This is a genomic window from Anoxybacillus thermarum, from assembly GCF_000836725.1.
GTDB classification, from domain to species: domain Bacteria; phylum Bacillota; class Bacilli; order Bacillales; family Anoxybacillaceae; genus Anoxybacillus; species Anoxybacillus thermarum.
The window spans coordinates 78,509-99,258 of the sequence record NZ_JXTH01000001.1 but is presented as its reverse complement, the minus strand read 5'-3'; the positions used below and the strand labels follow the sequence as shown (position 1 = coordinate 99,258).

The following is a 20,750-nucleotide window of genomic DNA, read 5'->3' as shown; positions in this document are numbered from 1 at the left end:
CGCTCATTTTTTTCCCATTGTTCAATCCATTTTTTTTGCTGTTCTGTTAGTTCATACGTCTCAAGTAAATCCGGTCGTCGCAACCACGTACGACGCAACGATTCTTTTTGACGCCATTCTTCAATTAAACGATGGTTTCCAGAAAGAAGAACGTCTGGTACTTTCATGCCTCGAAAATCCGCAGGACGCGTATAATGCGGATGTTCAAGTAAGCCAGAGCTATATGAATCAAGGACAGAGGAATGTTCGTTGCCGAGCACGCCGGGGAGCAAGCGAACGACGCTATCGATAACGACCATCGCTGCCAACTCTCCCCCTGTTAATACATAATCTCCTATTGAAATTTCATCCGTTACGACATGCTCACGAATGCGCTCATCATATCCTTCGTAATGGCCGCAAATGAAAATTAAATGTTGTTCTTTGGCGAGTTCCTCCGCCTTTTTTTGTGTGTACCGTTCTCCTTGTGGACAAAGTAAAATAATGCGCGGGCGATGTTCGCTCTGTTTCGTTAAATGATCGACCGCATCGAAAATCGGTTGTGGTTTTAATACCATCCCAGCTCCACCGCCATAAGGATAGTCGTCTACCGTTTGGTGTTTATTATCGGCAAACTCGCGGAAATTGACGAGCTGAAACGTAACCGCTCCTTTTTCTTGCGCTCGTTTCAAAATTGACTCTTGAAGCACGCCAGTAAACATCGTTGGAAATAAAGTGAGCACGTCGATTTTCATTCGTCAAGCAATCCTTCCATGACATGAATGGTAATCGTTTTATTTTCGACATCGACTTGTTTGACGACATCGGCAATATAAGGGATAAATACATCTCCACCTTTTTTCCGTTTCACGACCCATACATCGTTCGCCCCTGGCGTTAAAATTTCCTTTACTTCCCCAATCGTTTCACCATCTTCGGTCACAACTGTGCAGCCGATAATTTCGTGGAAATAATATTCTCCTTCGTCAAGCGGTTGAAGCTGGCTTTCTGGCACTTTAATCATCGCGCCTTTGAATTTTTCAACTAAATTGATGTTGTCATATCCTTCAAACGTCAATAAATCAAACGACTTATGAACACGATGGCTCGCCACTTTCACTTCAATTGGTGGCTCGTTTTCCATAAAAATATATAGTGCATTTCCGATTTTATACCGTTCTTGCGCAAAATCTGTGCGTGAAATGACGCGCACTTCACCGCGAATGCCGTGCGTATTGACAATTTTTCCGACATTAAACCATTTCACAACGATCACCCCTCGCGTATGTCAACAACAATTCCATCTTCAATAATAATCGTTTTTTGAGGCGACCAACGATCACCGATGTGAACGTCGACAATCCCCTGCACCTCTCGTTCTTTTATTTCGCTTCCTATCGGTAATATGCGCAATTGTTCGAGAAGGAAGTCAAGTTCCGCTATTTTTTGACGTCGAACTTGCATTTCCCGTTCAAACTTTTCTTTAATTTGTTTCGGTGGAAATGATGTTTGCTTTTCCATTCGTTTTTGTTCAAAAATAAGCTGCTCACATTGTTGTTCAAGCTGTCGCTTTTGTGCCGTCAATTGTTGAATGAGTTGTTGCTTACTTTTTTCTGTCAATCGTTGTCTCACTTCAACCGTTTGAATAATTTTCATGGCGCACCGCCTTTCTGAACGAAAAAAGGGGAGGTATCTCCCTCTCCCTTACTCTTCGATGCGTACGTCTATTCGCTTATTCGACTCGTTTGCTGCTTGAACAACGGTACGAATCGCTTGAATGATTCGTCCGTTTTTTCCGATCACTTTTCCAACGTCTTCGTGATGAAGGGCAATCGAATATGTGATCGATTGTTGCTGTTCCGTTTCGCGAATGACGACGCATTCCGGATGATCGACAAGTGACCGAACAATCGTCTCAAGCAACGTTTTCATACATTACTTTCCGTACTTTAAGTTGTGGAATTTTTCTAAAATTCCTTGTTTTGAAAGCAAGTTGCGCACTGTGTCAGATGGTTTCGCACCGTTTTGTAACCATTTTAACGCAAGCTCTTCGTTAATTTTAATTTCTGCAGGCTCTGTTAACGGGTTGTATGTGCCGATTGTTTCGATGAAACGACCGTCACGTGGAGAACGAGAGTCTGCAACAACGATACGATAAAATGGTGATTTTTTTGCACCCATACGTTTTAAACGAATTTTTACTGCCATAATTGTAGCACCTCCGAAAATATTTCACACAAGATAGTATATTAGCAATAAACGTTTTGTTTGTAAAGTGTTTTTTCTTAACACTATCATTTTGTTTACATGAACGGGAAACGGAACCCTTTCTTTTTCCCTTTTGGCATAGTTGTCATCATTTTCATCATTTTTTTCATTTCGTCAAACTGTTTCAACAAGCGGTTGACGTCTTGAACCGTCGTTCCGCTTCCTTTGGCGATTCGCTTTTTGCGGCTTGAGTTAATGATGTCTGGGTTCATTTTTTCTTCTTTTGTCATCGAGCGAATAATCGCTTCGACGCGACTAATTTGTTTTTCATCAATTTGTAAGTTGTTGAGCCCTTTCACTTTGTTCGCGCCCGGCAACATTTTTAAAATTTCATCAAGCGGGCCAAGTTTACGCACTTGTCCAAGCTGTTCTAAAAAGTCGTCAAGGGTAAATGAGGCTGTGCGCATTTTTTGTTCGAGCTCTTTTGCTTTTTCTTCATCGACGGCCGCTTGCGCTTTTTCAATGAGCGTCAGTACGTCGCCCATGCCTAAAATGCGCGATGCCATCCGCTCGGGATGAAACGGTTCAAGCGCATCGAGCTTTTCGCCCATACCGACGAATTTAATTGGCGTATTTGTGACAGCTTTAATCGACAATGCCGCTCCGCCGCGCGTATCGCCATCGAGCTTTGTCAAAATGACGCCCGTTAAGCCAAGCTGTTCGTTAAAGCTTTGCGCGACGTTTACCGCATCTTGTCCTGTCATCGCATCGACGACGAGGAAAATTTCATCCGGTTTCGTCACTTCTTTGATTTGTTTTAATTCATCCATGAGCGCTTCGTCGATGTGCAGTCGCCCTGCGGTATCGATTAGCACATAATCGTGGTGTTCTTCTTTCGCTTTTGCGATCGCTTGCTTGGCGATTTCAACTGGGCTTACTTGATCACCGAGCGAAAATACAGGGATGTTTAATTGTTTACCTAGCGTTTCAAGCTGTTTGATCGCCGCTGGACGGTAAACGTCAGCGGCGACGAGCAACGGTTTGCGATTATGTTTTTTGCGCAGTAAGTTCGCTAATTTCCCCGTCGTCGTCGTTTTTCCTGCCCCTTGCAAACCGACCATCATAACGACGGTTGGCGGACGACTTGCGACAGCAATTTTGCTATTTTCTCCTCCCATTAATTCCGTCAATTCTTCTTTGACGACTTTAATGACTTGCTGTCCCGGGGTCAAACTTTTTAACACTTCTTGTCCGACAGCTCGCTCGCTTACTTTTTTCACAAAGTCTTTGACGACTTTAAAATTGACGTCAGCTTCTAATAGCGCTAGCCGCACTTCGCGCATCATTTCTTTTACATCGGCTTCCGTGACTTTGCCTTTGCCACGAATTTTATTCATGACATGTTGCAGACGGTCGGCCAATCCTTCAAATGCCATCGTTACCGCCCCCTACTCTAATTTCTCCAACTCCACAACGAGCTTTATCAGCTCTTCATCGTTCGGATAGCGTTCGGCAATATGCGTTTTTAACGAATGCAATAGTTTTTGCCGCTGTTGAAATTTTTGAAACAGCAATAGCTTTTGCTCGTAATCTTCTAGCATCGCTTCCGTCCGTTTAATGTTATCGTATACAGCTTGACGACTCACTTCGTACTCTTCGGCAATTTCACCGAGGGAGTAATCGTCTAAGTAATAAAGGGACATATAGTTCCGCTGCTTCGGTGTCAACAACGATTGGTAAAAGTCATATAAGTAGTTCATTCTCGTTGTTTTTTCTAGCATGAAACTCCCCCCTGTTAAGTGAAACGCCTTTACATGACTTTAGTGTATATGTTTTAACCGATGCTGTCAAGTTATTCTCCTTGCACTTCTTCACGTTCCATAAACGATGAAAATAGTCCATAAACGAATTGTTCTGCTTGAAACGGCTCTAAATCGTCCATTTTCTCTCCTAACCCGACGAACTTCACCGGGATGTTTAGCTCATGGCGGATCGCTAACACGATGCCGCCTTTGGCCGTGCCGTCAAGTTTCGTGAGTACAATACCGGTAACATTCGTTGCTTCTTTAAACGTTTTCGCTTGGCTCATCGCATTTTGTCCCGTTGTTGCATCTAACACGAGCAACACTTCATGCGGTGCACCTGGCACTTCACGTTCAATGACGCGCTTCACTTTTTCAAGCTCTTTCATTAAGTTCACTTTATTTTGCAAGCGACCGGCTGTATCGCACAACAAAATGTCAACGTTGCGCGATCTCGCCGCTTGAATCGCATCGTACATCACCGCAGCCGGATCGGAGCCTGCTGACTGTTTAATCACTTCGACGCCTACTCGCTCTCCCCATACTTCTAACTGTTCAATCGCACCAGCACGGAACGTATCGCCTGCCGCAAGCATCACTTTTTTTCCTTCGTTTTTTAATTTATACGCGAGCTTTCCGATTGTCGTCGTTTTTCCGACGCCGTTTACACCGACAAATAAAATAACCGTTAAACCGTTTGGCTGAATGTTTAATTCTGTCGTTTCATCGCCGCTCGCTTGATATATATCGATGAGTTTTTCGGAAATGACGCTATACATTTCTTTCGGGTCTTGAATGTTGCGGCGCTTCACTTCCATTTTCAACTCATCAATGAAATCCATAACCGTTGCCACACCAACGTCTGACGCAATTAAAATTTCTTCTAGTTCTTCAAAAAACTCTTCGTCCACTTTGCGGTAGCGGGCAATTAAGTCATTCACTTTTCCTGCAAAAGAGTCGCGCGTTTTTTCTAAGCCGCGCTTAAACTTTTCGGTCACTGTATCCGCTTGTTTTGCAATTTTTTCTTTTAACTTTTTAAAAAAGCTCACCGTTTCTCATCCTTTCTTTCCAGCTGCTTCTTCCAATCGAACTGAAACAAGTTTCGATACGCCTGATTGTTGCATCGTTACTCCGTACAATACGTCCGCTTCTTCCATCGTTCCTTTTCGATGAGTAATGACGATAAATTGCGTCTCGTTGCTGAATTTCTTTAAATATTTCGCATATCGTTGCACGTTTGCTTCATCTAGTGCAGCTTCCACTTCATCGAGCACGCAAAAAGGAACAGGTCGAACGTTTAAAATAGCAAATAAAAGCGCAATCGCAGTAAGGGCTCGTTCACCGCCTGATAATAAACTTAAATGTTGCAGTTTTTTGCCCGGCGGCTGTGCGACGATATCGACACCTGTATGAAGTAAATCGTTCGGATCGGTCAGCTTTAAATCCGCTTTTCCTCCTCCAAACAATTCGACGAACACGCGCGCGAATTGGGTACGAATTTGTTCAAACGTCGCCGCAAATCTTCGCTTCATTTCATCGTCCATTTCGTCAATTACTTGATAAAGTGTATCTTTCGCGCGTTGTAAATCTTCTTTTTGTTCCGTTAAAAAGCGATGGCGCTCGAATACACGTTCATATTCTTCAATGGCGCCAAGGTTCACCGTCCCAAGCTCATCAATCGCCAGTTGAATGAGCTTTACTTTTTTTCGGGCTTCTTGCGCTGGGATGTGAAGCGGGAACGATTCTTTTGCCGCTTCAAACGATAGTTTATATTCTTCACGAAGTCGGTTCAACAAATGATCTAACTCCATATCAAAACGTGCAAGTTTCACTTCTTCGTCTTTTAACGTATCCGTTAACTGTTTATGTTGACGTTTCAGCTCTTTTATTTCTTTTTCGAGCTGTTCAAGCTTCGTTTGGTATTGTAGTCGCTGTTCACGCCGACTTGCGATCAGTTGAATCGTTTCTTCTTTTTGTTTCGTTTTTTCTTTACATATTCGTTCGAGCTGTTGTTCATCTTCCGTTTGCTCGTTCATATGCTGAATGAGTTCATGCCGCTCCTCTTCCATTTTTGCGCGCGTTCGTTTCGTTTCTTCCCATTCTTCGACAAGTCGACGCACATGTTGTTCTTCATTTCTTACGTGTTCTTGCTTTTCTGCGAGCGCGACTTTTAAAGCGGTCAGCTGTTCTTGCATTTGTTCTTTTGATTGTTGTTCGAGCTGTTTTTTTTCTGTCCATTGCTGTACTTGTTCGTCAATATGAGCGATGTTTTTCTCTAACTCATTAAGCTGCTTCATAACATCGTGAAGTCGGGCGGTCAGCTGTTGTTTTTCTTCTTCAAGCGTTTGTCGTTCATAGCGATACACAGCTAGTCGCTCATCCATATGTTTTTTCCGGAGGTCTAGTTCCGTCCATGCGCTTTTTTCTTCTTGCAGCGCCATACGGTTTGCTTCTAGTTCCGCATAAAGATGTTCCCGTTGCTGTTCTGCTTGGACGATCGCCTCTTTTTCACGCTGGATGCGCTGTTCGAGTTCAATCGTTTTTCGTTCGATTTCGCGAAAACTTGCTGTCACTTCTTCAAGTTCACGCGTGCGGCTTAATAATGAACTCGTCTGTTTGTTTACCGTTCCTCCCGTCATCGCCCCACCAGGATTCACAACATCTCCGTCAAGCGTGACGAAACGATAGCGGTATTGCAGTTGGCGGGCAAGCTCATTCGCTCCTTTTAAGTCACGCGTAATAATGACCGTTCCAAGAATGTTTGTCATCACTTGCGCGTACGTTGCTTCATACGAAATTAATTCGGAAGCGACGCCAACATACGCGGGATGTTTCATCATATCCGCTCGCACAGATGGAGGAAGCGATTTTCCTTGAATGACGTTGAGCGGTAAAAAAGTAGCTCGTCCGTACGCCTGTCGTTTTAAAAACTGAATGGCTTCGCGGGCGCTTTGTTCGTTCTCTACGACGATATGTTGCGCTGCTCCGCCAAGCGCCACTTCGATCGCCGTCTCTAGCTCAGACGGCACCGTCATCAGTTCAACGACAGCCCCATGAATGCCTGGAAGGCGATCTTTTGCTTTTAATACTTCTTTTACACCTTGGAAAAATCCAGCGTATTCTTGCTGCATCGCTTCAAGCATTTCTTTTTTTGATTTCATTTTTTGTACGTATTGGTACGCTTCATATAACGTCGCTTCTTTTTTGCGATATTGTTCTTTTTGCGCCGCTAATTGTTGTTCTTTTGTTTTTACTGCTTCTTCTTGCTCGGCGATGAGCTGTTGTAATTTGTGAACAAGCTGTTGCTTTTGTTCCCATTGTTGAGCGATTTGCTCGTATGCCTGAATATGCTCGTCGTTTGCAGCAATCAGCTGTCGTTGTTTCTCTTCGTTTTTTTGCAACTGTGCTTCCATGTGCGTCCGTTCATTTTTCAACGTCGCTTGCTCGTGAACGAGATCGATATATTCACTTTTGAGCCGTTCAATTTCTGCCTCTGCTTTCGGACCGTAAGCGGAAAGCACGTTGTTTTTTTCTTTTAATTCGGCTTGAAGCGCTTGCACATTTGTTTGAAGCTGTTGAAGCAACTTCTTTTTTTCTGCAATGGTCGCTTCCAGTACACGTTCGCGCTCAGCCAGTTGGGACACCGTTTGTTCCATTTGGTGTTGTTGCTTATGGGCGTTGTTTTTTCGCTCTTTTAATACTTGTTTTTTTCCTTCCATTTTTTCTAGCTCTTCGCTCACAAGCAATAACACTTGTTGTAAGCCGTCAATCGACTCATCGAGCGCCGTCAGTTCATGGCGCAATTCAGCGATGTGCGCTTCTTCTTTTTGTAGCGTCGTTGCTAATTCGATCTCGTTTTGTTCATGTATAGCGAGCTGTTCTTTTAACGTTTCCCATTTTTCATGTAGCTGTTCAATTTCATAGACGATTAGCCCGACTTCGTATGTTTGTAATTGTTCTTTTTTCTCGATATATTCTTTCGCAATGGACGCTTGTTGTTTCAACGGTTCTAGTTGTTGGTTTAGCTCATGTAAAATATCTTGCACGCGTTGTAAATGATCTTCTGTTTCGCTCAACTTGTGTTCAGCCTTTTTTTTCCTCATTTTATATTTTAACACACCGGCTGCATCTTCAAAAATCATGCGACGGTCTTCCGGTTTACTGCTTAAAATTTCTTCGACTTTTCCTTGGCTAATGATCGAAAACGCTTCACGACCAACGCCTGAATCCATAAATAAATCGACAATATCTTTTAAGCGACACGGCTGTTTATTAATAAAAAATTCGCTATCCCCCGAGCGATACACACGTCTTGTTACACTTACTTCTTCGTATTCAAGTGGCAAAAATTGATCGCTATTATCAAGCGTTAATGTTACTTCCGCAACGTTTAACGGTTTGCGCGATTCGCTTCCTGAAAAAATGACGTCTTCCATTTTTGCGCCGCGAAGAGACTTTGCCGATTGCTCCCCAAGCACCCAACGAATCGCATCTGTAATGTTGCTTTTTCCACTTCCGTTCGGACCGACGATGGCCGTCATACCCGGAACAAAATCGATTGAAATGCGATCTGCAAAAGATTTAAATCCGATAGCTTCTAATCGTTTGAGGAACACTTGTATCCCCCTTTATCTCAAAGATGTAACAACAAGCAAGGCTGTCCTTTCGCACCGGATCAGCCTTGTTGTGATTGTTTTAGCTTAGCTAATGCCATTTGTGCGGCGCGTTGTTCTGCCTCTTTTTTCGAGCGACCAATGCCAACGCCAAGCTCTTCCCCGTTTAACGATACGCGCGATACGAACTCTTTATTATGTGCAGGACCTCGTTCTTGTAAAATTTTATATTCTAAAATGCCGCTGCCATCACGTTGTACAAGCTCTTGTAGTTGACTTTTGTAATCCATCACATGAGAAAAAGCACCTTCGCGAATTTTCGGGAACATCGTTTTCCCTAAAAATTGCACGACTGCCTCGATCCCTTGATCTAAATAAAGCGCTCCAATAAAAGCTTCAAACACGTCCGCTAACAATGATGGACGCATTCGTCCCCCCGTCAACTCTTCTCCTTTACCGAGCAAAACGAGATCGCCAAACGATAGCGCATGAGCGAACGTAACAAGCGATGGTTCGCAAACGATCGCTGCCCGCAGTTTCGTTAATTCCCCTTCGCTCATTTGCGGAAACTGTTCAAATAAATATTGCGAAACGGTCAATTCAAGGACGGCATCTCCTAAAAATTCAAGGCGCTCATTATCTTCATGTAGCCGCTTTCGATGCTCATTCACATATGATGAATGGGTAAATGCTTGGATGAGCAATTTTTCATCGCGAAAAAAAATGCCAATTTGCTCTTGAAACTGTTTAAACTTCACGTACGGTCGTTGCTTCGACATGCGTATGAACCCCCAACTATAAACGTAAAAAGCATAGAAAGCCCCGCTTACAAAACGGGACTTTGCTTATTATGATAGACGGCTTTTTATGTAGTTTACTGCGTCGCCGACAGTAACAATTTTCTCCGCCTCTTCATCTGAAATTTCCATATCAAATTCGTCTTCTAACTCCATAACAAGCTCAACGACATCAAGCGAATCTGCTCCTAAATCTTCTTTGAATGAAGATTCAAGCGTCACTTGTGACTCCTCGACACCAAGGCGATCTACGATAATTTTCGTTACACGCTCTAATACGTCTGCCATTTTATTCACCTCCCCTCAAGCCATTATACTGAATTATATCAGAAAATAAAACGAATTTTTACATGACCATGCCGCCATCGACGTGAATCGTTTGCCCTGTCATATAGCTTGCCCCATCTGAGACAAGAAACGCGACGACATGGGCAATATCTTCTGGATTTCCGAGGCGAGCGAGCGGAATTTGTTGCAACATCGCTCGGCGCACATCTTCGCTTAATTGGTCTGTCATATCTGTCGTAATAAATCCAGGCGCAACGGCGTTTACCGTAATGTTTCGGCTCGCGAGTTCTTTCGCTGCTGTTTTCGTCAAACCAATGACGCCTGCTTTCGCTGCAACGTAGTTTGCTTGACCAGGATTGCCGCTCACGCCAACGATCGATGCGATGTTGACAATGCGACCGTACCGTTGTTTCATCATCGGACGGGTGACGGCTTTCGTACATAAAAAGACGCCTTTTAAGTTTGTGTTAATGACTGCATCCCATTCTTCTTCTTTCATGCGCATAAGCAAATTGTCGCGCGTAATCCCTGCGTTGTTTACTAAAATGTCGACGCGCCCCCAGCGTTCAAGCACTTCTTTCACCATGCGCTCGACCGCTTCGCTATTTGCCACATCGGCTTGCACAGCGAACGCTTCGCCACCATGTTCAACAATTTGCGCAACAACTTCATTCGCTTTCGCTTCGCTCCCTGCATAATTGACCGCTACTTTTGCACCGAGGCGAGCGAGATGCAAAGCGATTTCGCGCCCGATTCCACGTGACGCCCCTGTCACAATCGCTACTTTTCCTTCCATCTTCATTCCCCTTTCAATGCAGTCACCGTCGCTGCAAACGAAGCTTCATCAAAAATTGAATAGACGTTAACATGACGGTTTATTTTTTTCACTAGACCGCTTAATACTTTTCCAGGACCGATTTCGATGAACGTGTGTACACCAAGATCGATCATCGTTTGAATCGATTGCTCCCAACGAACAGGCGAATACAATTGTTCAACAAGACGTTGTTTTATTTCCGTTGGATTTTTCATCGGCTCAGCTGTTACATTTGAAATGACCGGCACAGCACCTTCTTGAAACGACAATGTGTCAAGCACAGATGAAAACTGCTCTGCCGCCGGCTTCATTAAAGCGGAGTGAAACGGTCCGCTTACTTCAAGCGGAATGACTCGTTTTGCCCCTTTTTCTTTCGCCAGTTGTGACGCTTGCTCAACCGCTTCTTTTGCTCCGGAAATGACAATTTGTCCCGGACAGTTTAAGTTCGCTAATTGCACAGGCGATGATTCCGTCGTGACTTCATCAACAATGTGCTGTAACGTCGCCTCATCCATGCCGAGCACCGCTGCCATCGTCCCTTGTCGCGCTGGAACGGCTTTTTCCATCAATTCCCCGCGCTTCCGCACCGCATATACCGCATCAGAAAACGACAACACAGACGCTGCAACAAGCGCGCTATATTCTCCGAGGCTATGTCCCGCTACATAATGCGGATGAATGCCTGCTTCTTTTACTTTTTGTAAAAATGCGATGCTTGTCGTGAGCAATGCCGGTTGAGCGTTTTCTGTTTTTGTTAATACGTCTTGTGGTCCTTCAAAAATAAGTTGTGACAAAGACATTTGCAATCGTTCATCTGCTTGGCGAAAAATCGATGCTACCTTCTCATCTTTTTTCGCCCATTCTTTTCCCATTCCGACTGTTTGCGAACCTTGTCCTGGAAAAATAAATGCGATTTTCCCCATCATAGCACCTCTTATTTTGTAATTTCCGCGATCGATTGTTTCACCGTTTGTACGACTTCGTTGGCGACCATATCACGCGCTTGGCGTACGGCATGAAAAATAGCGTGGGCATCCGATGAACCGTGCGCTTTAATGACAGGTGCACGTAACCCGAACAACGCTGCCCCACCGTATTCAGCGTAATCCATCTTTTTCTTTAATTGCATAAGCTGTGGCTTTAAAGCAAGCGCGGCTATTTTACTTACTACTCCGCTTGTCAGCGCCGATTTTAACATCGAAAAAACAGCGATCGCCGTTCCTTCAATTGTTTTTAATGCCACGTTGCCGGTGAACCCATCCGTGACGACGACGTCAGCTACTCCTTCTAATAAATCGCGCGCTTCCACGTTGCCGATAAAGTTTAGCGGCGTCTCTTTGATAAGTTGAAACGCTTTTTTTGATAATTCATTTCCTTTTTGATCTTCTGTTCCTACGTTTAATAAACCGACGCGCGGGCGAGCAACACCGCGCACTTTTTCGGCATATGCTGCGCCCATTAACGCATATTGCAATATATGTTCTGGGCGGGCATCAACGTTTGCGCCAACGTCCAACAACACAAATCCTTTTCCATCAATCGTTGGCAACGTCGGAGCTAAGGCAGGACGATCAATGCCGTCTATGCGACCGACGATAAACAACCCTGCTGCCATTAAAGCTCCTGTATTTCCTGCCGAAATACACGCATGAGCGCGCCCTTCGCTCACTTCGTTTGCCATTAATACCATGGACGCCTCTTTTTTACGGCGAACGGCACGAACAGGTTCGTCTGTTGCTTCAATGACTTGTTCTGTATGAATGATCGATAGTCGTTCATCGTTTGTGATATATGGGCGAATGAGCGTCTCATTCCCGACAAGCGTAATTTCAATATCGTGAAAATGCTCAATCGCCTTTTGTGCACCGATCACGACTTCTTTCGGAGCGTGATCGCCTCCCATGGCATCGATTGCGATTTTCATTTTTCTTCTCCATCCTTTTTGACAACATTTGAACGATACATGTGAAATTCTCCTTGAAAAACAAGCTCTTGACCAACGTAGCTATTCACTTCAACGACTGTGCGCCCATTTTCATTTAAGTTTTTTACTTTCGCTTTCGCGACGACGCGCTCCCCTTCTTTGACGGGACGCATAAAACGAATGTTCGCTTTTGCCGTTAAAGCTAATTCATCGTTAATGACAGCTACAGCAAGCGAATTCGCTTGTGCAAATAAATGATGTCCTCGCGCAATTTGATTTCGTTGAAATACATGTTCCTTTTTTACATCAAAAATTGAAATAGCACTTTCGTCTAACTGTATATCAATGATTTCTCCGATCACTTCTTCAATAGGCAACGACTTTACTTCGTCAGCAAATGTGCGCTCAGCGACATGTTTAATGCGCTCGCGCAACTCCGGAATCGACAGTTCCAGGCGATCGAGGCGGATCGTTTGAATGCTGACTGAAAATTTTTCGGCAAGCTGTTCGTCTGTAATAAATGGGTTTTCTTCGATCGTTGCTTGCAGTAATCGTTGCCGTTCTCGTTTATTTCTTCTCATTTTCGATCCACCATCCGAATTATTACTAGGTACTAATAGTAGTATATAACACCCAAGATGACATTTCAACCACTTTTAATCTAATTTTTCACCGCTTAAAATGCCTGATTGTTGTAAATGTTCGCGAAGAAGGGCGTATTTTTCGTCCCGCCAAAAGGCAGGGGAATCGATGAGGCGGGCTGCATCTTGTCGTGCTACTTCTAAAATGCGATAGTCGTGGATGAGGTCCCCGAGACGAAACTCAGGCATGCCGCTTTGTTTCGTGCCAAAAAAGTCGCCCGGCCCGCGCAGTTCTAAATCTTTTTCAGACAGCACAAATCCGTCGTTCGTTTCCGTCATAATGCGCATGCGCTCTTTTCCGGTTTCCGACTTTGGATCGGCAACTAAAATACAATACGATTGGGCTTGTCCGCGCCCCACTCGCCCGCGCAACTGATGGAGTTGGGCAAGGCCGAATCGATCGGCATCGTAAATGACCATGACCGTCGCGTTCGGGACGTTTACCCCAACTTCCACAACGGTTGTAGATACTAAAATATGAATATCATTTACACTAAACGCACGCATCACTTCTTCTTTTTCTTCTGAAGATAAACGGCCGTGCATCAATCCGATGCGATACCGTCCTTTATAATAGTGCGTTAACATCGCATGAACGTCGATCGCATTTTGAACATCAAGCTTTTCCGACTCTTCAATCAATGGGCAAATCACATATGCTTGATGACCTGCCTCAACTTGTTTGGCGATAAACTGAAAGACACGCTCAAGCATGTCGTGCTTGACCCAATACGTTTCAATTTTTTTTCTTCCTTTCGGCATTTCATCAATGACGGAAACGTCCATTTCTCCAAATGCAGTAATCGCAAGGGTGCGCGGAATCGGTGTTGCCGTCATAAACAACACATCGGGCGATTGCCCTTTTTCACGTAAAATGCGACGTTGTTCGACACCGAAACGATGTTGCTCGTCTGTAATAACTACTCCAAGCTGAGCAAAATTGACGTCATCTTGAATGAGCGCATGTGTGCCAACAACAACATGAACGTCTCCCGCTGCTAATTGTTCAAGTAGCTGTTTCCGCCTTTTTCCTTTCACAGAACTCGTCAATAGTTCGACACGAATGCCCATCGGTTCAAGGAGAGCACGAAGCGATTCGGCGTGCTGTTCGGCTAAAATTTCGGTCGGTACCATTAATGCCCCTTGATATCCTGAAACATATACTGCATACAACACAATAGCGGCAACGACGGTTTTTCCTGATCCCACATCACCTTGTAATAGCCGATTCATCCGATATGGCGACTTTAAATCTTGAACAATTTCACGCACAACCCGCTGTTGTGCATTTGTGAGCGGAAAAGGAAGCGATTGAATAAACGATTGAAGCTGTTCATCTGAAAAACGATGCGCAATGCCCGGTGACTGTTCACGGCGATATTTTTTTAACGCTTGCATTTTTAATTGAAAAAGTAAAAATTCTTCATAAACGAGTCGCCGTCGCGCTTGTTTCAGCTGCTCGTGCGAAAGCGGCATATGAATCGCTCGTATCGCATCACGTTTAGATACGAGCCGATATGTTTGCAGCAATTCGCAAGGCAACGGGTCGACAATCGCATCGCCGTATTGTTGTAAAGCGAGCGCTATAAAACGGCGCATCCCTTTCACCGTTAAGTCGCCACGCGTCGAATAGACCGGTTCGATTTCCTTTTGTTGTTTCATTTCACCGATATGAAGCTGTTGCACCGTAATTGTTTGGCGATGTTTATCCCACTTTCCTGTCAACGTCACCGTCTCGTGCAAAGCTAGTTTCTTTTTTAAATAAGGTTGGTTAAAGCAAACAGCCGTCACTAAAAAACGGTCTACAAGCACACGAAACGTTAATCGCGACTTTTTGCGTTGATAATACGTAAGGGTAGGCTCGCTGTACACTTTGCCGACAATCGTTATTTTTTCATCGTGCTTTGCTTCTTCTAATGCACATATGCGATAATCTTCATAACGAAAAGGGAAGTGATACAACAGTTGTTCAATCGTATCAATTCCCATGTCATGAAGCGCTATGGCTGTTTCTTCTCCAATTCCTTTAATCGCTGTGACTGGTTGTTGTAATACGTCACTCACGTTTCTCATTCGGCTTGCCGAAAATGCGCGCTTCTAATTTGCGAGCAGTCGGCGTGGCCGCTAACCCTCCTTGTGCTGTTTCTTTTAATGCAATCGGCATCGTTTGACCGATGCGAAACATCGCTTCAATGACCTCATCGCACGGAATGCGGCTTTGTATGCCAGCAAGCGCCATATCGGCAGCGATCATCGCATTCGCCGCTCCGATCGCGTTTCGTTTTACGCACGGTACCTCAACTAAACCCGCGACCGGATCACAGACAAGTCCAAGCATATTTTTTAAAGCGATAGCCATCGCTTCTGCCGCTTGTCTCGGCGTGCCACCAGCCATTTCGACGAGCGCTGCTGCTGCCATGCCTGCCGCTGATCCAACTTCTGCTTGGCAACCGCCTGCCGCACCAGAAATAGATGCATTGTTTGCGACTACAAACCCGAATGCTCCAGCTGTAAATAAAAATTCAACCATTTGTTCGCGTGTCGGTTGAAGTTTTTCTTTCACCGCAAATAATGTGCCTGGAACGACACCAGCTGATCCTGCTGTTGGTGTCGCACAAATCATCCCCATCGCCGCGTTCACTTCGTTCGTTGCCATCGCCTTGCTGACGGCATCTAAAATCGTTTCCCCTGATAAAAATTGTCCACGCGCAATATATTGTTGTAAGCGTGTCGCATCGCCACCTGTTAACCCAGAATGAGAGCGAACGCCCGCTAATCCGCGCATAACGGCTTGTTCCATCACCTGTAAGTTTTTCTCCATTTGTGCCACAATATCCTCTCGGCTACGCTCGGTCACTTCCATTTCTTGACGAATCATCACTTCTGCAATTTTTATTTGTTCGCGTTCTGCCCGTTCCACAAGTTCTGCTACATTTCGAAACATCGTTGTCTCCCCTTTGCGCCGCTTTACTCCACAATTTTTGTTACGTCAATAATATGTGGCAACGTTTTTAATTGCTCCACAATCGCGTCGTCAATGTTTTGATCTACTTCAATTGTCATAAGCGCTTGTTTTCCTTTTTCTTTTCGTGATACTTCCATATGGCCGATATTGATGGCGTATTTCGCTAATACATTCGCAACGCCTGCAATCGCCCCGTAACGATCGTTATGCATAATTAAAAGTGCAGGATGATGTCCAGAAAGTTTAAGCTCAAAGCCGTTCAGCTCGATGATTTCAATTTTTCCACCGCCAATAGAAATGCCGACAAGCTCGAGCTCCCCTTTTTCATCGCCGATGCGAATTTTGGCTGTATTCGGATGAGGGGGAATCGCTTCTTCTTCATGAAACGTAATGCAGATCCCTTCTTGTTTGGCGATGTGTAACGATGTTTTCATCCGTTCATCAAACGTATCAAAGTTTAATAACCCGCCGACGATGGCGACATCTGTTCCGTGTCCTTTGTACGTCTCAGCGAATGAACCGTAAAAGAAAATGTCCGCCCATGCTGGTTTTCTCCCGAATAAATTGCGTGCGACTTTGCCAATGCGCACCGCCCCGGCTGTATGCGAACTCGACGGACCGATCATAATCGGGCCAATGATGTCAAATACACTCCGATATTTCACCTTTTATTCTCCCCTTTGTCATCTTCATGAAAAAGAAGGGGAACGTTCCCCTTCTTTATCGTATGTCAATTACAACAATACGCTTTATTCAATCGCAAAAATAAACGGATATAACGGTTGTCCACCGTGATGTGTTTCTACTTCAACTTCCGGGAATTGTTTTTCAATCCATTGAACGACATGTGCGGTTTGTTCATCCGTCGCATCTTCACCAGAAAGAATGGTGACGATTTCATCTTCTTCGCTAATGATATGTGAAAGTAACGTTTCAACGACATGCATGAGCTCTTTGTGGGAGACGACAATTTTCCCATCGGCAATGCCCATATAATCGTCTTTCGCAATTTCGACACCGTCAATATTTGTATCGCGGACAGCAAACGTCACTTGACCTGTTTTTACACGATGAAGCGCCTCTGTCATCGCTTCTTCGTTTTCTTCTTTTGTTGCGGAAGGATGAAATGAAAGCAACGCAGTCATTCCTTGTGGCACAGTTTTTGACGGAATGACGACAACATCACACGAAGCGACAGAAGCGGCTTGTTGAGCTGCTAAAATAATATTTTTATTATTCGGCAAAACAAATACCGTTTGGGCATTCACTTCTTCAATCGCCTTCACGATGTCTTCCGTGCTCGGATTCATCGTTTGTCCACCTTCAATGACCGCATGAGCACCGATGCTTTTAAACAATTCAGCAATGCCACCCCCCATCGCTACTGTAACGATGCCGTATGGGAGACGTTCTTGCTTTTTCGGTTGCGGCATGTTTTCGTGGACAATATTCGCATGCTGTTCGCGCATGTTTTCGATTTTAATGTTAATTAAACTTCCGTAACGTTGCGCATACGTGAGCACTTCTCCCGGCTGTTCTGCATGAATGTGCACTTTGACTAATTCATCGTCTGCGATGACAAGAAGCGAATCACCGAAGCGGCTTAAATCTTGGCGAAACGTTTCTTCTTGAAACGGATGTTTCGCTACTTTTTCTTGCTCAAATTTCACCATAAATTCCGTACAATATCCAAACTCAATATTATCTGCGCTCAAATGGCTTTGCACGTTGCGGTGATGTTCGGTACGGACGAGTTGTTCCATCGACAACGCTTCCGATTCCGCAATCGTTTCCCCTTTTAATGCCGCTAAAAATCCTTCGTATACAAACACAAGACCTTGTCCACCGCTGTCCACAACGCCTACTTCTTTTAATACAGGAAGTAAATCTGGCGTCCGCTTTAACGATGCTTTTGCTTCTTTTAATACTTCCGTCATGACAACGATCATGTCTGTTTCTTTTTTCGCAACAGTAGTAGCGCGTTTCGCCGCATCTTTAGCAACGGTTAAAATCGTTCCTTCAACCGGCTTCATTACCGCTTTATACGCCGTTTGTACGCCCGCTTCAAGCGCGGCAGCAAACTCTTTGCTATTGATTTCGCTTTTTTGTTCAATCGCTTTCGCAAATCCACGGAATAGTTGCGATAAAATAACGCCTGAGTTTCCGCGCGCCCCCATTAATAGTCCTTTCGCTAATGCGCTTGCCACTTTTCCGATATGGTCAGATACGTGATTTTTCACTTCTTTCGCACCAGACGTCATCGACAAGTTCATATTTGTCCCTGTATCCCCATCTGGCACAGGAAAGACGTTTAATGCGTCTACCGTTTTTGCATTGTTCGCTAAATGTGTCGCGCCTTGCAATACCATTTGTGCAAAGCGCTTTCCATCTAATGTTGTCACTCTCACAGACTTGTTCCTCCTCACTACGGATTCGTCACACGAACCCCTTGAACATAGATGTTGATTGACTGAACAGATAAACCTAACGTTTGATCTAACGTATACTTCACTTTCGTTTGTACGTTATGAGCCACTTCAGAAATTTTCGTACCGTAGCTAACGATGACGTATAAGTCAATGTGCACTTCATCGTTCTCTTGACGGACAACAATTCCTTTGGCGAAATTTTCACGGCGTAAAATTTCAGCAATACCGTCTTTTAATTGATTTTTTGATGCCATGCCGACAATCCCATAACAATCGACTGCCGCTCCTCCAGCAATCGCTGCAATGACATCGTTACTAATTTCAACACGACCGTATTTTGTTTGTAATTCAATGGACATCGCTCAAGTCCCCTTTCTGATTAGGTAGCTAACGCCATTGTACTATACTCAGCTTATTTTTAAAAGCTTCTACCCATAGTATATTTACCCGAAACAGAAAACGGATGTCAAGGTTATTTTCTTGAAAGAGTATGTCAGAAGTATTGCAATCCGTTTTTATGTATGATAAATTATAGTAGTGTTTTGAGCACGTAGTTTGGCAAGTGAGGAGGGAAACAAAATGGCAAAATGCTTTGTGACTGGTAAGAAAAAGTCTTTCGGAAACGCTCGTTCTCATGCAATGAATGCGAGCCGCCGCACATGGAAAGCAAACCTTCAAAAAGTTCGCATTTTAGTTGACGGAAAACCAAAGCGCGTTTGGGTTTCTGCTCGCGCATTAAAATCCGGAAAAGTAGAACGTGTGTAATAGAAAAAAGCACCAATCATTTGGTGCTTTTATCCTTTTTTAAATGAATTCAACATTGCCCGAACAATTCCACCTAAAAACTTCGGCAACTTAATCGTATAAAATTTCACGATCATTCCCTCCCCTACTGTGCACACTCTGCCACTAATATATTCATCTCCGCACAAATCGTACCTCGAAGCGTTTATTTTTCATCCTTGCTTCTTATCATCATTAATATGCCTTCAGCGAATGAAAAAGTACCAAAATGATGGATGAGTTCGTTGCTTACGCATAATGTTGATCCGAGCGGCACATCGCATGCATCGAGCGGATACTTAAATCCACGAAGCGTTAAGGCGCGAATTGGAGTCAAAGGAATAAATGAAATATACGTGTATTCGTCTCTTTTTTCAACGATATGCTCCCCGTTGCGATATAGCGTCACAACATTTTGTCGATCAATTAACTCAATTTGCCCATCTTTTCCTTTAAACAAAAGCTGAACGTTTCCGAATAAATGATCAAGTCGGCCCCCTGTCGCTCCAAACAAACGAATTTTTGTCGCTTGTTGTTCAAGCGCCCACTCAAGTGCAATGTCTGTATCGGTTTGATCTTTTTCCGCTGGCCATATATCGATATGCGGTAATTTCATTTTTAATTGTTGTAACTCTTGTTCGTCGATGGAATCAAAATCTCCGAACGCCCGTTTTGGCATGATGCCGGCATGAAGCAACGCGAGCACCCCCCGATCTACCCCTACCCAATATACGTCCTCCCCATCATACGCCTGTAAATGAGGCAAAAAGCTTGTCGGACCACCTGCAACAACATGAATAATCAACGGATGTCCCCCCTTTATAAAAGTATAAAAGAAGGATGTGTCAAGATGACACACCCTCACGAATGGCGCGAATCGCTTGAGCACGATCGGCTTGATTATAAATGGCTGATCCCGCAACGAGAACGTTCGCACCAGCTTGTACACAAAGCTTTGCTGTCTCAGCGTGAATGCCACCATCTACTTCAATTTCAACGGAAAGCCCTCGTTCGCGAACGAGTGTCGAAAACGCACGAATTTTTGGCAGCACAGCTGGGATAAACGATTGTCCGCCAAAGCCTGGATTGACCGTCATAAATAAAACTAAGTCGATATCTTCTATGATGTGTTCAATCATCGCTATCGGTGTATGCGGGTTCAGTGCCACCCCTACTTTCACACCGTGTTCTTTTATTAAATGAATCGTGCGGTGCAAATGCGGGCAAGCTTCGACATGCACCGTTAAATAATCTGCCCCCGCTTTCGCAAACGTCGGAATATAACGATCTGGTTGTTCAATCATTAAGTGAACGTCAAGCGGGAGTGTCGTCACCGGACGAATAGCTTCAACGATTAGTGGGCCGATGGTGATGTTCGGAACGAAATGACCGTCCATCACATCGATATGAATGTAATCCGCTCCTCCCCGTTCTACATCTACAATTTCTTCGCCAAGTTTGGCAAAATTCGCAGATAAAATCGATGGTGCAATTTTAATCATGT

24 protein-coding genes are annotated in these 20,750 nt (G+C 44.3%); 1 reads left to right on the top strand and 23 read right to left on the bottom strand.

Annotated elements, in window-relative coordinates; genetic code table 11:
- The 20 genes from trmD to LH47_RS00430 all read right to left on the bottom strand — a co-directional run.
- The coding region (trmD, locus tag LH47_RS00525; protein WP_019418397.1) for a tRNA (guanosine(37)-N1)-methyltransferase TrmD at positions 1 to 734 on the bottom strand (734 nt) is incomplete at its 3' end.
- Positions 731 to 1,252, bottom strand: a complete 522-nt coding sequence (rimM, locus tag LH47_RS00520) for a ribosome maturation factor RimM (protein WP_326938895.1) — start codon at positions 1,250 to 1,252, stop codon at positions 731 to 733. The genes trmD and rimM, both read right to left, overlap by 4 nt.
- Positions 1,252 to 1,635: a YlqD family protein gene (locus LH47_RS00515; protein WP_043963705.1), complete on the bottom strand. Its 384-nt coding sequence runs from the start codon at positions 1,633 to 1,635 to the stop codon at positions 1,252 to 1,254. The genes rimM and LH47_RS00515 overlap by 1 nt, the downstream gene beginning before the upstream one ends.
- Before the next feature lie 48 nt (positions 1,636 to 1,683).
- Entirely contained in the window at positions 1,684 to 1,911 is a 228-nt protein-coding gene (locus LH47_RS00510) for a KH domain-containing protein (RefSeq protein ID WP_043963703.1), read from the bottom strand.
- A 3-nt stretch (positions 1,912 to 1,914) separates the two neighbouring features.
- On the bottom strand, positions 1,915 to 2,187 hold the full coding sequence (gene rpsP / locus LH47_RS00505; RefSeq protein WP_004891099.1) for a 30S ribosomal protein S16: 273 nt from the start codon (positions 2,185 to 2,187) through the stop codon (positions 1,915 to 1,917).
- A gap of 95 nt (positions 2,188 to 2,282) precedes the next feature.
- Positions 2,283 to 3,623: a signal recognition particle protein gene (gene ffh, locus LH47_RS00500; RefSeq protein ID WP_043963700.1), complete on the bottom strand. Its 1,341-nt coding sequence runs from the start codon at positions 3,621 to 3,623 to the stop codon at positions 2,283 to 2,285.
- Between the two features lie 12 nt (positions 3,624 to 3,635).
- A complete protein-coding gene (locus LH47_RS00495; protein WP_042533855.1) occupies positions 3,636 to 3,968 on the bottom strand; it encodes a putative DNA-binding protein in 333 nt (110 codons plus the stop codon).
- A 71-nt stretch (positions 3,969 to 4,039) separates the two neighbouring features.
- Positions 4,040 to 5,038: a signal recognition particle-docking protein FtsY gene (gene ftsY, locus LH47_RS00490; RefSeq protein WP_043963697.1), complete on the bottom strand. Its 999-nt coding sequence runs from the start codon at positions 5,036 to 5,038 to the stop codon at positions 4,040 to 4,042.
- A gap of 6 nt (positions 5,039 to 5,044) precedes the next feature.
- Positions 5,045 to 8,605: a chromosome segregation protein SMC gene (gene smc, locus LH47_RS00485; RefSeq protein WP_043963695.1), complete on the bottom strand. Its 3,561-nt coding sequence runs from the start codon at positions 8,603 to 8,605 to the stop codon at positions 5,045 to 5,047.
- Between the two features lie 59 nt (positions 8,606 to 8,664).
- Positions 8,665 to 9,381, bottom strand: coding sequence for a ribonuclease III (gene rnc / locus LH47_RS00480; protein ID WP_009732858.1), 717 nt, complete (start codon positions 9,379 to 9,381; stop codon positions 8,665 to 8,667).
- Positions 9,382 to 9,450: 69 nt separating this feature from the next.
- A complete protein-coding gene (gene acpP / locus LH47_RS00475) occupies positions 9,451 to 9,687 on the bottom strand; it encodes an acyl carrier protein (RefSeq protein WP_003394967.1) in 237 nt (78 codons plus the stop codon).
- A 58-nt stretch (positions 9,688 to 9,745) separates the two neighbouring features.
- Positions 9,746 to 10,489: a 3-oxoacyl-[acyl-carrier-protein] reductase gene (gene fabG, locus LH47_RS00470; protein ID WP_043963691.1), complete on the bottom strand. Its 744-nt coding sequence runs from the start codon at positions 10,487 to 10,489 to the stop codon at positions 9,746 to 9,748.
- Positions 10,486 to 11,427 (bottom strand): ACP S-malonyltransferase, encoded by a 942-nt coding sequence (fabD, locus tag LH47_RS00465; RefSeq protein WP_043963689.1) that lies wholly within the window; start codon positions 11,425 to 11,427, stop codon positions 10,486 to 10,488. Before fabD ends, fabG begins: the two co-directional genes overlap by 4 nt.
- An 11-nt stretch (positions 11,428 to 11,438) precedes the next feature.
- On the bottom strand, positions 11,439 to 12,428 hold the full coding sequence (gene plsX / locus LH47_RS00460; RefSeq protein ID WP_043963688.1) for a phosphate acyltransferase PlsX: 990 nt from the start codon (positions 12,426 to 12,428) through the stop codon (positions 11,439 to 11,441).
- On the bottom strand, positions 12,425 to 13,009 hold the full coding sequence (fapR, locus tag LH47_RS00455; protein WP_043963686.1) for a transcription factor FapR: 585 nt from the start codon (positions 13,007 to 13,009) through the stop codon (positions 12,425 to 12,427). The genes plsX and fapR overlap by 4 nt, the downstream gene beginning before the upstream one ends.
- Before the next feature lie 75 nt (positions 13,010 to 13,084).
- On the bottom strand, positions 13,085 to 15,142 hold the full coding sequence (gene recG / locus LH47_RS00450) for an ATP-dependent DNA helicase RecG (RefSeq protein ID WP_200890833.1): 2,058 nt from the start codon (positions 15,140 to 15,142) through the stop codon (positions 13,085 to 13,087).
- A complete protein-coding gene (gene sdaAA, locus LH47_RS00445) occupies positions 15,126 to 16,013 on the bottom strand; it encodes an L-serine ammonia-lyase, iron-sulfur-dependent, subunit alpha (protein WP_042533838.1) in 888 nt (295 codons plus the stop codon). Before sdaAA ends, recG begins: the two co-directional genes overlap by 17 nt.
- Before the next feature lie 23 nt (positions 16,014 to 16,036).
- Positions 16,037 to 16,699, bottom strand: coding sequence for an L-serine ammonia-lyase, iron-sulfur-dependent subunit beta (gene sdaAB, locus LH47_RS00440; protein ID WP_043963682.1), 663 nt, complete (start codon positions 16,697 to 16,699; stop codon positions 16,037 to 16,039).
- A gap of 84 nt (positions 16,700 to 16,783) precedes the next feature.
- On the bottom strand, positions 16,784 to 18,442 hold the full coding sequence (locus tag LH47_RS00435) for a DAK2 domain-containing protein (protein WP_043963680.1): 1,659 nt from the start codon (positions 18,440 to 18,442) through the stop codon (positions 16,784 to 16,786).
- Between the two features lie 17 nt (positions 18,443 to 18,459).
- Positions 18,460 to 18,822 carry an Asp23/Gls24 family envelope stress response protein gene (locus LH47_RS00430; RefSeq protein ID WP_006323120.1) on the bottom strand — a complete coding sequence of 121 codons (363 nt, stop codon included), beginning with the start codon at positions 18,820 to 18,822 and terminating at the stop codon, positions 18,460 to 18,462.
- A 220-nt stretch (positions 18,823 to 19,042) separates the two neighbouring features.
- On the opposite strand from LH47_RS00430, the gene rpmB reads away from it, so the two are divergent.
- Entirely contained in the window at positions 19,043 to 19,228 is a 186-nt protein-coding gene (gene rpmB / locus LH47_RS00425; RefSeq protein WP_003394988.1) for a 50S ribosomal protein L28, read from the top strand.
- Between the two features lie 29 nt (positions 19,229 to 19,257).
- On the opposite strand, the gene spoVM is transcribed toward rpmB, so the two are convergent.
- The 3 genes from spoVM to rpe form a co-directional block, all read right to left on the bottom strand.
- Positions 19,258 to 19,338, bottom strand: coding sequence for a stage V sporulation protein SpoVM (gene spoVM, locus LH47_RS00420; RefSeq protein ID WP_003394991.1), 81 nt, complete (start codon positions 19,336 to 19,338; stop codon positions 19,258 to 19,260).
- Between the two features lie 74 nt (positions 19,339 to 19,412).
- A complete protein-coding gene (locus LH47_RS00415; protein ID WP_043963672.1) occupies positions 19,413 to 20,051 on the bottom strand; it encodes a thiamine diphosphokinase in 639 nt (212 codons plus the stop codon).
- A 40-nt stretch (positions 20,052 to 20,091) separates the two neighbouring features.
- Positions 20,092 to 20,748: a ribulose-phosphate 3-epimerase gene (gene rpe, locus LH47_RS00410; protein ID WP_043963671.1), complete on the bottom strand. Its 657-nt coding sequence runs from the start codon at positions 20,746 to 20,748 to the stop codon at positions 20,092 to 20,094.
- Positions 20,749 to 20,750: the final 2 nt, after the last annotated feature.